Source organism: Bradyrhizobium sp. CCBAU 21365 (genome assembly GCF_015291305.1).
Classification (GTDB): domain Bacteria; phylum Pseudomonadota; class Alphaproteobacteria; order Rhizobiales; family Xanthobacteraceae; genus Bradyrhizobium; species Bradyrhizobium elkanii.
Genome location: NZ_CP030036.1, coordinates 3214336 through 3227162, shown reverse-complemented (window position 1 = coordinate 3227162; position 12827 = coordinate 3214336). Strand labels below are relative to the sequence as shown.

The following is a 12827-nucleotide window of genomic DNA, read 5'->3' as shown; positions in this document are numbered from 1 at the left end:
ATAAATTCCCACGATCCGGCTTCAACTGACGAGTTCATCCCAATGCCCGCCCTCGATGCCATCGACCGCAAGATCCTGAGTCTGCTCCAGACCGACAGCCGCATGACCATGCAGGAACTCGCCGACAAGGTCGGGCTGTCGGTGTCGCCTTGCCACCGCCGGGTCAAGCTGCTCGAGGAGCGCGGCGTGATCTCTCGCTACATCGCAACCGTCGACCAGAAGTCGATCGGGCTGCACGTCTCGGTCTTCATCTCGATCAAGCTGGCGCGGCAGAAGGAAGAAGACCTCAACCGCTTCGCGCGCGCGATCTCGAAATGGGACGAGGTGCTCGAATGCTACCTGATGACGGGCAATCGCGACTATCTGCTGCGCGTCGTCGCCGCCGACCTCTCCTCCTATGAAGCATTCCTGAAAAACAAGCTGACCCGGCTCGACGGCATCGCCTCGATCGAGTCGAGCTTTGCGCTGAGCCAGGTGAAGTATTCGACGGCGTTGCCGGTGTGAGTGTTGCTCGCGTCTGAATGGTGCCGTCGGTCGCGCCAAGATGTACGCCGTCGTCCCGGCGAAGGCCGGGACCCAACTACAGGGTCGAGTAGTTGAAGAAGGCTGTGGCCCCAGCGTCGCGCGATCATTGGCATTTGGGGTAATGGGTCCCGGCCTTCGCCGGGACGACGCCGAGTGTGTTGCATGATCTGTGCGTCACATCCACATTCTCGCAACATGAATCGTCCGAGCTTTGCATCTTGTTCCGTTTTGCAAGAGAGGCTTGCGCCGTCGGGCAACTCAGTGATTGGCGCTGGCACCCTGCCCGGCTGGACGGCCTCGCCGCGACAACCAGGCTACGGCGCGATCCATATCCCAATCACGATGATGGCCAGTGAGACGGCAATGACCAGCATATCGGTGGTGAGCCAATCGGGCATTCCGTTTGATGGCTGCTCGCTCATGTCCGCGACTCCTTCTGTTCGCGTCGAGCCAATATGCTGGAGCGAACCCGCGCGAACGAGGATGAACTGGTTCACATAAAGCCAGGAAAAAGCGGCAAATTCCTCGTGTTTTAGCGCGCTCAAGTTGCGCCACGCGGTCGCTCTGCCGCGCAGGTTTCTGAACATGTTCGACAATGCCGCCGCTTTCGCACAGTCACCATCATCGTCGCTCAACGCGCTGCAAGAGGCGGCTGAACGTCACCGGATTGCGGGCGCAACTCAGCGCCGACCTGCCGCCGCGCGACAGGCCGCACATGGCCGACGAAGCGGCCGAGGTAGTGGACTCACCGTCCCGTCCCGATCCTCAGAGCACCTTGCGCTGTGCGAGGTTCTTCATCAGTGCACCGACGCCGAAGGTCCAGGGCTCGCACTCGTCGCTGCCCCGCATCCGGTTGACCAGCTTGCCGAGCTGCGGCGCGGCGATGGTGACGATATCGTCGCGCTTGTGGGTAAAACCCTCGCCCTTGGCGTCGCGGTCCTTGACCGGCGCGAACATCGTGCCGAGGAACAGCGCAAATCCATCAGGGTATTGATGCACGGGGCCGATGGTCTGGGCGACCAGATCGGTCGGGTCGCGGCTGATCTTGCTGATCGAGGAATGGCCCTCGAGCACGAAGCCGTCTGCGCCCGTCACGGTCAGGCCGACATCCATCTTCCTGACATCGTCGAGCGAGAAGGTCTGGTCGAACAGCCGGAGCAGCGGGCCGATCGCGCAGGACGCGTTGTTGTCCTTGGCTTTCGACAGCAAGAGCGCCGAGCGCCCCTCGAAGTCGCGCAGATTGACGTCGTTGCCGAGCGCGGCGCCGACGATCTTGCCGGCGGCGGAGACGATCAGCACGACCTCCGGCTCCGGATTATTCCAGGTCGACTTCGGATGCAGCCCGGCATCCATGCCTGATCCGACCGAGGACAGCGTCGGCGCCTTTGTGAACACTTCGGCGTCGGGACCGATGCCGACCTCGAGATACTGGCTCCAGGCATTCTGATCGATCAGCACCTGCTTCAGTTTCATCGCCTGCTCGGAGCCGGGCTTCAGCTTGGAGAGATCGTCGCCGACCAGCCGCACCACCTCCTTGCGGATCGCGTCCGCCGAGGACGGATTGCCGCGCGCCCGCTCCTCGATCACGCGCTCCAGCATCGAGATCGCGAAGGTGACGCCGGCGGCCTTCAGCACCTGGAGATCGACCGGCGCCAGCAGATGCGGCCTGGCCTTGTCGCGGCCGTCGGGCGGCGTGTTGGCGAGGATCGCCTCGAAATCACCGATCCGCTCGCCGCGCGTGGCGCGCAACGCGGCCGCGGGATCGCTTTCCTCACAGAGCGCGCTCATCGTCGGGAACCGCGCCGTAACGTCGAACACGCCGTCTGCCCGTACCGCGACGACGGCCGGTCCGCCGGCCTGCGGCAGCCAGACCCGTCCGACCAGCGTGCCGGCGGTGCCGTCCTCCGGCAGGACGTCTTTTGGCGTGAGCGAAATCATCGGCACATCTCCCTTTTTGGTTTTGTCGACTTGTTAGCACAGTCCGCCCGGCGGCGTGAAACAGCGGTCATGGCATTGTCATAGAGGGGTAACATCGCCCGTCAATGCTGCCGTCCGATCCATCTAACATACTGAAAGACGGACCTTCATGACGACCTCCGCCCTCACCGACGAAGCCTCCCGGGATGAAGCCTTGCGCGATGAAGCCTTGCACGACGAAGCCTTGCGCGCCCGCATCCATCAGGAGATGGCCGACAGCCTCGACGAGGAACTCGAGCTCGAGCTCGACGACATGAGGCTCGACGAGCTCGACCGTGACGGCGCCCCCGGCAAGCCGTCGATCGACCGCAAGTTCTACTTCCGCGAATTGCTGCGGCTGCAGGGCGAGCTGGTCAAGCTGCAGGACTGGGTGCAGCACGAGAAGAAGAAGGTCGTCGTGCTGTTCGAGGGCCGCGATTCCGCCGGCAAGGGCGGCGTGATCAAACGCATCACCCAGCGGCTCAATCCGCGGGTGTGCCGGATTGCGGCCCTGCCGGCGCCGAACGAGCGCGAGCGCACGCAATGGTACTTCCAGCGCTATGTCTCGCATCTGCCGGCCGGCGGCGAGATCGTGCTGTTCGACCGCAGCTGGTACAACCGCGCCGGCGTCGAGAAGGTGATGGGGTTCTGCAGCGACGAGCAGTATGAGGAATTCTTCAACTCGGTGCCGGAATTCGAGCGCATGCTGATCCGCTCCGGCACCATCCTCCTGAAATACTGGTTCTCGATCACCGACGAGGAACAGGCGTTCCGCTTCTCGATGCGGATCCAGGATCCGCTGAAGCAGTGGAAGCTGAGCCCCATGGACGTCGAGGCGCGGACCCGCTGGGAGCTCTACACCAAGGCCAAGGAAACAATGCTGGAACGCACGCACCTGCAGGACTCGCCGTGGTGGATCGTCGATGCCGTCGACAAGAAGCGCGCCCGGCTCAACTGCATCTCGCATCTGCTCAGCCAGATCCCCTATCAGGCGGTCACCCATCAGCCGGTAGTGCTGCCGCCGCGGGTGCGCAACCCCGACTATCACCGCGGCCCGATCCCGCAGGAAATGTACGTGCCGGGACGGTATTGAGAGCCGCGATCACTGGCCTCTCCCGCTCGCGGAACCGCTGAACGTCCCCACAAACTCGTCATGCCCGGGCTTGTCCCGGGCATCCACGTCTACGTTCCCACATGGAGAAAGAAAGACGTGGATGGCCGGGACAAGCCCGGCCATGACGGCGCGCTGAGAGCTCAGTCCAAGGCGAGGTGAAGAAATAGCCACCCCATCGCCTACTATTGGCGCAGGCCGGCGGTATTGCTGGTACCGGATACCGACGCTAGGCTTCCGCCGATCTGGTGCAGGGAGGCTCGCTTGACTCAATCCGACGACATCACAATTTCCGAAGATCGCCGCGACGCGCTGCGCTATGCGCTCGGGATCGGCAGCGGCGCGGCAATCGCGGCCGCGATGGCAACGCCGGCCTCGGCGCAGACGCCAGCCGACAACACGCTGGATCGCATCCGGGCCAGCAAGGTGCTGCGGATCGCGGTGCTGCCGGGCGAACTGCCCTATTTCAACAAGGACCTCGCCTCGGGCACCTGGTCCGGCTTCTCGATCGAGATGGCCAACGATCTGGCCAAACTGCTCGACGTCAAGCTGGAATATGTCGAGTCGACCTACGGCAATTCAATTCTCGATCTGCAGGCCAACAAGATCGACCTCGGCTTCGCGCTCAACCCGACGCCGCAGCGCGCGCTGGTGGTCGATTTCACCAATCTGGTGTTCCCGCATCCGTTCGGCGCGATGCTGAAGAAGGGGCTGGAAGCCAAGACCTGGGCCGACATCAACAAGCCCGAGGTGAAGATCGCAGTCGACGTCGGCTCTGCCAACGAAGCCGTGGCGCGCCGCTTTGCGCCGAACGCCACCATCAAGTCGCTGAAGTCGCGCGACGAGGTGATGCTGGAAATGTCGTCGGGCCGCGTCGATTGCGTGGTCAACGCGCTGGTGCTCGGGCTGACCGCGATCGCCAAGAACCCGAACCTCGGCACCTACAAGATCCTGGCCTCGCCGTCGGTGACGATCGCGAGCGGCACGGCGGTACGGCGCGAAGCCGACAAGCGCTGGCGCGATTTCCTCTCGGTGTGGATCGACTACAACCGCGGCATCGGCCAGATGCGCGAATGGTTCGTCAAGGGCCTCGGCCTCGCCGGCGTCAAGCCCGAGGACGTGCCGGTGGAGTTGAGTATTTGAGGGGGTGAAGCTCCGCCTCCGTCAACTTGTCATGCCCGGGCTTGACCCGGGCATCCACGTCTTCGTTTCTACAAGAAAAAAACGTGGATGGCCGGGACAAGCCCGGCCATGACGGTGGTGCGAGACCTCACACCTTGTCGTAGGTCAGCCCGCGCTCCAGCCGCCTGGCCACCAGCGTCGAGGGGAACAGGATCGCAAAATAGATCAGCGCGACGATGGTGTAGACCTCGAGGGGCCGGTAGGTGTCGGCGTTGATCAAGGTCGCGTTGTAGACGAGGTCGGGCACCGCGATGATCGAGACCAGCGAGGTGTTCTTGAGCTGCGTGACCGACTGGTTGACATAGGGCGCCATCATCGGCTTCAGCGCCTGCGGCAGAATCACGAGCCGCATCAGGCGCCAGCCGCGGAAGCCGAGCGCCTTCGCGGCGTCCCATTGCCCGACCGGCACGCTCTCGATCGAGCCGCGCACGATCTCGGCGTAGAATGCGCCGCCATAGAGCGACAGCACGCTGACGGCTGCGACATGCGCCGGGATGTTGACGCCGATCACCACCGGAAACGCATAGTAGAACCAGATGATCTGCACCAGCAGCGGCGTGCAGCGGAATGTCTCGATATAGGCGATCAGGAGCCAGTCGATCACCGGGATCCGCCGCAGCCGCAGCATGCCGACGATCAGGCCGATCAAGGTCCCGAGGATGATGGTGCCGATGGTGTAGGCGATGGTCCAGCCGAGCCCGAGCCAGAACAGATGGCTGTATTTGGCAAGGATGCCGAAATCCCAGACGTAGTTCATCCTGCCCCTCGGTTGCCGCGCGCTTGATCGCCAAACATCGCAGGCGGCCTCGCGCGTGTCACGCGATATACCGGTTCGGCGAAAATGCCTGCGCCTCGAACGGCGGTGCATCGCCCGCGATCATCGCCGCGATTGCGGCGCCCGTTCCGGGGCCGGTGGTGAAGCCGATATGCTGGTTGCCGAAGGCGAGCCAGAGCCCGCGATGCCGCGGCGCCGCACCGATCATCGGCAGGCTGTCGGGCAGCGTCGGCCGCGCGCCGCGCCAGCGCTCACCGACCGCATCGCCAAATTCGACCACGCTGCGCGCCATCGGCACCACCGCCTCGAGCTGCGAAAAATTCGACGGCGCGTCGCGCGCGGTGAGCTCGACGCCGCTGGTGACGCGAACACCCTGCTCCATCGCGGTCATCAGAAAGCCGCCGTCCGCATCATGGATCGGCCGCAGCAATTTGCGTGCCGGGTTCGGCACGAAGTGCTGGTGATAGCCGCGCTCGAACGCCAGCGGCACGCGATAGCCGAGCGGCCGCAGCAGCTCGGCCGACCACGGCCCGAGCGCGACCACGACATGGCGCGCGGCGATCTCGCCGTCGGCGAGCTGCACGCGCCAGCCGTCGCCGTGCGGTTCGATCCGCCGGATCCCGGATTGCCTGATCGTGCCGCCGCCAGCGGCGAGCATCTGCGCGTAGGCCTTGACCACCGCGCCGGGTGAATCGACCGATGCCGTCTGCGTGTGCAGGAGACCCGTGCTGTAGGCAGGGATGATGTTGGGCTCGAGCGCGGAGATCGCCTGGCGATCAAGCACCTCGCTCCTGATGCCGAATTCGGCGAGCGCGGCCTGCTCGGCCTGCGCGGCGGCAAGCCCGTCGCTGCGCCACGCCTTGAGCCAGCCGGTTTCGCGGATGCGATGGCCGGCGCCGGCCTGCACGATCCAGTCGCGATGCAGCTTCAGCGAGGTTCCGATCAGGCCGTGCAGCGCGGCCGCGCGCGGCCTGGTCTGTGATGGCGTCGCCGCAGCGAGGAAGCGCATCACCCAGCCGGCATTGGCAAGCGCCCACGCAATGTTCCAGCGCAGCGCCGGATGCGCGTTGGTCAGATATTTCGGCAGGTTCTTCAGCAGCGACGGCGTATTGAGCGGCAGGATCGAGCCTGACGAGATGATACCGGCATTGCCGTAGGAGGTTTCGCTGCCGGGCTCGCGGCGATCGACGATGACGACGGAGAGCCCGCGCTGCCGCGCGGCGAGGCCCGCCGAGACGCCGACCATGCCGGCGCCGAGCACGGCGACATCGACCTGTTGTGCTGGCGTGCCCTCGCTCATGCCGTCACATCAAGGTCAGGCCGCCATCGACCGGCAGCGTCGCGCCGGTGACGTGGCCTGCTTCCGGCGACAGCAGGAAGGCAACGACGGCGGCGACCTCGTCGGGCTCGGCCAGCCGCTGCATCGGATTGGCCTTTGCGACGCGCTCCCAGGTCGCGGTATCCAGCGCGCCGAACAAGCCGGGATCCTTGCGGGTGTAGCCAGGCATCACGGCGTTGGCGGTGGCGCCCGACGCGGCGAGCTCGATCGCGAGCGACTTCACCAGCACCTCGAGCGCGGCTTTCGCAGCGGCCGATCCCGGATAGGTGGCGCCGGGCACGAAGCGATGCGGCCCGAAGCTCGACACCGCGACGGCGCGGCCCTGCGCGCTGCGCGTGAGGTCGGACAGCGCGGCCGCCGCGATTTCATGGAAGGCCGCCGCCATCACCGCGAAGGCACGCTCCAGCGCCTCGCGTGGCAGGCTTGAGAATTCGCGCCGGTCGGCAAAGCCCGCGGCGTGCACGATGCTGTCGATCGGCCCGAACGCGGCCCGCGTTGCCGCGACCAGCGCAGTGCCGGCGCCGGACTTGGCGAGATCGCCGGTGCTCACCTCGACCTTCGCGCCCTTGCTGCGGCATTCCTCCGCAACCGAATTCAGCCGCGCGAGCCCGGTAGCCTCGGCGCCCTGTCCGTGCAGCATCAGGGATTGACCGGGGCCGGCGAGCCGGCGCGCGACTGCGGCGCCAATGCCGGAGCCGCCTCCCGTGATGATTGAAACGCGCATGAGGTTCGTGCAGTCAGTGCGATAACAGACAGCGAACTATAGGTTCGGCATCACGAAATGCAAACCGCGCCCATCGCCATCAGTTTAGCGCCAGATTATCGCCACGGCTCGACCAGGATCTTGGTGTGCTCCCCGGGATTGGCGAGATCGGCAAAGGCCTGCGCGACGCCGTCGATGCCGACGCGGCCGGTGACCAGCGAGGCGGCATCCACCTGGCCTTCCGCGATCAGGCGCAGCGAATAGGCAAATTCCTCCGGCGTATAGCCGAGCACATATTGGACGTTGAGCTCCTTGATGATGCCGAGCATCGGCTCGGACTTGTCGGTTTCCATGCAGACGCCGACCACGACGACACGGGCGCTGCGCGGGGCGCCCTCGAACACCTGCTGCAGCACGCCGGGCACGCCGACGCATTCGAAAATCAGCGCGGGCTTCAGCGGCGGCAGCAGCGCCTGCATCGGCGGACGCGCCGCCTTCTCCGCGTCGGTCATCTGGGCGTGCTCGGCCCAGCTCGCATAGGGCTGCGTCTTGGCGGGATCGACCACCACATCGGCGCCCATCTTCTCGGCGAGCAGGCGCCGCGCCGGCGAATAATCGGCAGCAACGATCGGGCCGAGCCCCCTGATCTTCAGCGCCGCGATCACCGCCAGCCCGACCGGTCCGCAGCCGATCACCAGCGGCACCTCGCCGCCGTGGATATTGGCCATCGCCACCGCATGGACGCCGACCGCAAGCGGCTCGGTGAGCGCGGCGTGCTCGGCCGCAAGCCCGTTCGGCACTTCGAGCAGCAGCGGCTCGCTGAGCAGCATCTGCTCGACATAGCCGCCGAGATAGTCGTTGGAATAGCCGATGCCCTTTGGGCCCTCCGGCGTCAGCAACGCCGGCAGCGAGCATACGCGCGTGCCCGGCTTCAGCTTGCGCGTGGTGCCCGGCCCGTAGTCGAGAACCTCGCAGCAGAATTCATGGCCGAACACGACGTCGCGCGACAGATCCATCGGCGTGCGGCCGGGCAGGAACTTGCTCAGCTCGACCATGCGGTGGGCGTGCTTGCGCGCGTGCAGATCGGATCCGCAGATGCCGCAGGCGAGCGATTTGACCAGCACCTGGCCGGCGCCGGGCTTCGGCTCGGGCATCCGGTCGACGACAATCTCGCCGTTCCTGAAGATCGCTGCGCGCATATTCCCTCCCGCGTGGGTTTTGTCCCACTCATTTTGATGCGTATTTCGTCCCGCGAAATGCCGTCGCGGATCACGTCCGGGACAGGCTTTCGCCGCAGGAGGCTATAGCACGGAGGGTCACCACGTATAGCGCATAACGCCCTTGCCGGCGTAAGACTGCGTCACGTTGGAGAATTCGCCCTCGAAGGTCGCGGCGGCCGACCAGCCGTTGCGCCACCTCAGCCCGGCGGAGGCCGCGGTCAGCACCGAGTCGCTGGCCTGCGCCGCGCCGTTGACCACGAAGGCCGCGCCGGGCAGTGTCTGGAACACCGCACCGACGGCGCGGTCCGGATTGAAATCATGCGCCCAGGCGACGCGGCCGCGCAGCGTCACGATGCCGCCGTCAACCGCGAACGACTTGTCGGAGCGCAGGCCGAGTTCGCTCCTGACGTCGGTGACGCTCTTCGCTGCATAATTCAGCGCGAAGGCGCCGCCGCCGGAGACCACGCTCTCCGCATAGGCCGGCAGCTCGAAGCTCGTGAACTGGGCCGCCGCGTAAGGCGTCAGCCCGATCCACGGCATGGCGTAGCGATAGCCGCCCTCGAGCCGGCCCGACCACGCATTGGCATTGAAGTTGGCGCGCAGGTGATCGGCGCCGGCCGCGGTGACGATGCGGTCGGTGGTGACATCCTGCCAGCCATAGGCGAGCCCAGCACTTAAGTACGCCGCGCCGACGCTGTGGCGAACGAACGCGCCGGCCTGGAACAGATCGGAGCGGCCCCAGCCGAGACCGTTGACGCTGAAGCTGGTGGCGCCGCCGGCGAGCGCAAAGCCGGCAATGGTGTTCGGCGACAAGCGGTAGTCGGCGCCGACCGCGGTGCCATAGAGGCTGCTGCTGGTGTTGTTCGAGCCCAGCACCGCATTGCCGCTGGTGGTCTGCGAGCCGCCATAGCCCGCCGCCCAAACGCTCCAGCGCTGCTCGAAGCTCGGCTGCAGTGGCGGCGCCTTGGTGTAAATCGCGGCCAGCGCATCGCGCGGCTCGGTCTTGCGCGCCGCATAGGCGAGCGGGGTGCTCTCCTCGGTGAACGGCGTCGCCCCCGCGCCGCCGCCGAGGCCACCATCACGCCCGGCGACGAACGGATCGGTCAGCAGACCGAGGAACAGGCCCATCGCGTCGAACGTCGCCTGCTGCGAGCCGGTCGCGCCCTCGCCCGAGGCCTGCGTCAGGCCGTTCGGCGACAGTCCGGCGAACACCGCGTTGATACCGCCATTGGCGTTGAAGAAGTTCTGCAGCGTAGCGGCGACGTTCTGCTGATTGACGTTCAGCTTCGACTTCGCGCCGTAATCGAGCGTGAAGTTCAGATAGGCGTTGCTCGCGTCATAGCCGAGCGTCGCGACGAGGTTCGACGGCAGCCCGGTTGAATCGACACCCGCAAACGTGCCGCTGCGGCCGCCGGCCGCCGACAGGATGGTGTATTGCTTGGCGATCGTAGTGCCGGCGGCGACGCTGACGCCGACCGATCCGGCCAGCGTCGCGCTGCCGCTCACCTTGGCCAGGGTGGACGCCGTCGAATTGAGCCCGACGAGGTACAGTGCACCGGACTGGAAGGCGAGGTTGCCCGCCACGTTCAGGAATGTGCCTGATGTCGCATTGCCGGGCATCAGGATGCCGCCGCTTGCAATCGTCGTGTTGCCGACGGTGCCGATGCCGGCGAGCGCACCGGCGGCATTCACCGTGGTGAGGCTCGACGAAGCGATCGAGCCGTCGACCTGAAGAATGCCGCCGTTGACCGTCGTGGTGCCGGTATAGCTGTTGACGCCGGACAGCGTCAGGGTGCCGCTGCCGGTCTTCTCGAAATTGGCAGGACCGGTGCGGCCGCCGCCGAAGCAGCCACAGATATGGAATGGGTTCAACGGATCGAAGTCGGCAAGCACGCCGCTGAGCGCCGTCGAGAGATTATTGCTGCCAACGACGAGGGTGTTGCCTGAGCCGATATAATAGAAGCCGGAGCCTGCGATCGAACCCACGGTGATGCGCCCGTCGCCGTTCAGCCCCGTGCTGAGCGAGAAATCGACCAGTCCGGTGCCGTTGGTGATGAACTGTGCGTTGCCGCCGGTCGCGTTGTTGAAGAACTTGATGGTGCTGCCGGCTTCGGTGATGATGGTGGCATCGCCCGCCGTAGCGAACGCCGTGAAGATGTGTTGGCTGCCGGCCTGGTTGTCGATGGTCGCATTGCCCGCGGTGGCATAGGCATCGAACTGGAGAACGCTGCCGTCCCGATTGACGATCGTCGCGTTGGCAGCGGTCGGCGCCTCCACCGGGTTGAAACCGCCAGATCCGAAATAGAGCACGCCGCTGTTGTCGAAGCTGGCGTTTGCCGCCGTGCTGTTCTGGAAAAAGGCGACCTGACCGCCCGCGAGCGTGACGATCGTTGCGGAAGCCGCGGATGAGGACTCGAAAAACTGCGTCGAGCCGCCATTGGTGCCGTTGGTGATGGTGACCTGCCCCGCATTGGTGTGGCCCAGAAACACCGCGGCACCGCCGTTGGAGTTGTCGATCACGGCCTTGGCGGCCGTGCTGGTGTCGGAGCCGCCGGGAGGACCAAACGCGTCGCCGAACACCACAGTGCCGCCGTTGGTGTTGGTGAATCTGGCGTTGCCGGCAGAACTGGTGTCGCGGAAGATCGTGAGCGCACCATTGGTGTTGCTCACGGTGGCATTGCCCGCGGTGCTGCTGTCGCGAAACTCCGTGATGCCGAAATTCTGGTTGACGATCGTCGCCGTCGACGCCGTGGTGGAATTGTAGAACGTCGTGGTGGCGATCCCGTTGAAGCCGTCGTTGACGATCTTGGTGATGCCGGCCGTGTTGGCGTTGACGATGTCGAACTTGCCGTCGACGGCGACCTCGCCGACGATTGAGGCGGTGTGGCTGGCGTCGCCGAGTTGCAACGTCGCGCAATCGCAGATCGTGGTGCCGCCGGTGTAGGTGTTGGTGCCTGTTAGCACTACGCGGCCGAGACCGCCCGAATTGTCCAGCACCGTCAGCTTGCCGGGGCCGTTGCCGTCGGCGATGTTGCCGGCGATCGTGAGCGTGACGCCATTGGCGTCGATCGCGCTGCCGATGGCCGACGTATTGATCTTGAAGTTGTTGCTGAAAGTCAGGTTGCCGAGGCCGTCGGCCTGAAACGAGGCATTGTCGAGCGTGACGCTGCCTGACCCGACCGAGCTGTTGTTGCCGACGACGACGGTCGTATCGACCACCAGCGTCCCGCCGGAATAGGTGTTGGCGCCGGAGAGCTGTACGTTGGAGAACGCGGACGCCGACGAATCGATCAGGCGCAGAACGCCGGCGCCGGCACCGTCGGCGATCACGCCCTGGAGATTGACCTGGGCGCCGTTCGCATCGACCGTGCCGCCGGCCGCATTGACCGCGATGTTGTTGGCGAAGGCGACGCTCGAGACCGTCGGCGACTGCATCTGGAACGTGCCGCCATTGAGCGTGATGGTGCCGGTGCCGACCGAATCCGCATTCGTCACCTGCACGGTGCCGGCCGAGATCACCGTGCCGCCGGAGTAGCCATTGGTCCCTGCGAGCACCAACGTGCTGCTGCCGAGCAGCTGCACCATCGCGCCGGGCGCAAATCCGTCGTTGATGTTGGCGCTGATGGTGATGGTCTGGCCGCTGTTGGCCCGGTTGATCAGGCCGCCGCTCGGCCCCGTCAGGGCGAAGTTAACCGGGTTGCCGCTGATCGTGTAGGACTGCGAATTGGCGGTGAAGGTCCACGAGTCCAGCAGCATCGGGCCAGCGCCGATCGTGACCGTCGCCGATCCCGTCGAATCGAAAATGGCGGATTGGGTCGGGAGGATCGGCGGCGCGCCGGGCGACGTCGTCGACCAGTTGGTCGGGAGCTGGTAGTCGGCACTGCTCGTTGTGCTACCGCTGCCGCCCCAGGTGAAGCTCTGGGCCTGTGCCGAACTGGACGGCAACAGGCTTGCAGCCGCCGAGACGCAGACTGCCGAAGCCAGCACACCGCGAAACTGCCGAGCAAACGAAAAAA

The 12827-nt window shown here is 65.6% G+C and carries 10 protein-coding genes; 3 read left to right on the top strand and 7 right to left on the bottom strand.

Annotated elements, in window-relative coordinates; translation table 11 throughout:
* The first annotated feature begins 42 nt into the window (after positions 1-42).
* Positions 43-504, top strand: coding sequence for an Lrp/AsnC family transcriptional regulator (locus XI02_RS14745; protein ID WP_016841346.1), 462 nt, complete (start codon positions 43-45; stop codon positions 502-504).
* Between the two features lie 335 nt (positions 505-839).
* Here the strand turns inward: XI02_RS14745 and XI02_RS14740 are convergent, their stop codons facing one another.
* Both XI02_RS14740 and XI02_RS14735 read right to left on the bottom strand, forming a co-directional pair.
* A complete protein-coding gene (locus XI02_RS14740; protein WP_244980716.1) occupies positions 840-1160 on the bottom strand; it encodes a hypothetical protein in 321 nt (106 codons plus the stop codon).
* Between the two features lie 130 nt (positions 1161-1290).
* On the bottom strand, positions 1291-2463 hold the full coding sequence (locus tag XI02_RS14735; RefSeq protein WP_172648256.1) for a fumarylacetoacetate hydrolase family protein: 1173 nt from the start codon (positions 2461-2463) through the stop codon (positions 1291-1293).
* A gap of 247 nt (positions 2464-2710) precedes the next feature.
* On the opposite strand from XI02_RS14735, the gene ppk2 reads away from it, so the two are divergent.
* Both ppk2 and XI02_RS14725 read left to right on the top strand, forming a co-directional pair.
* A complete protein-coding gene (gene ppk2, locus XI02_RS14730) occupies positions 2711-3574 on the top strand; it encodes a polyphosphate kinase 2 (protein WP_172649202.1) in 864 nt (287 codons plus the stop codon).
* Positions 3575-3856: 282 nt separating this feature from the next.
* Complete coding sequence (locus XI02_RS14725; protein ID WP_172648257.1) at positions 3857-4735, top strand: transporter substrate-binding domain-containing protein; 879 nt, start codon at positions 3857-3859, stop codon at positions 4733-4735.
* Positions 4736-4862: 127 nt separating this feature from the next.
* Here the strand turns inward: XI02_RS14725 and XI02_RS14720 are convergent, their stop codons facing one another.
* The 5 genes from XI02_RS14720 to XI02_RS14700 form a co-directional block, all read right to left on the bottom strand.
* Entirely contained in the window at positions 4863-5531 is a 669-nt protein-coding gene (locus XI02_RS14720; RefSeq protein ID WP_074128493.1) for an amino acid ABC transporter permease, read from the bottom strand.
* 58 nt (positions 5532-5589) lie between these two features.
* Positions 5590-6849, bottom strand: a complete 1260-nt coding sequence (locus tag XI02_RS14715) for an FAD-binding oxidoreductase (protein WP_172648258.1) — start codon at positions 6847-6849, stop codon at positions 5590-5592.
* Positions 6850-6853: 4 nt separating this feature from the next.
* Positions 6854-7612: an SDR family NAD(P)-dependent oxidoreductase gene (locus XI02_RS14710; protein ID WP_018270469.1), complete on the bottom strand. Its 759-nt coding sequence runs from the start codon at positions 7610-7612 to the stop codon at positions 6854-6856.
* Positions 7613-7707: 95 nt separating this feature from the next.
* Complete coding sequence (locus XI02_RS14705; RefSeq protein ID WP_172648259.1) at positions 7708-8790, bottom strand: zinc-binding dehydrogenase; 1083 nt, start codon at positions 8788-8790, stop codon at positions 7708-7710.
* 117 nt (positions 8791-8907) lie between these two features.
* Positions 8908-12798, bottom strand: a complete 3891-nt coding sequence (locus XI02_RS14700; RefSeq protein ID WP_244980717.1) for an autotransporter domain-containing protein — start codon at positions 12796-12798, stop codon at positions 8908-8910.
* Positions 12799-12827: the final 29 nt, after the last annotated feature.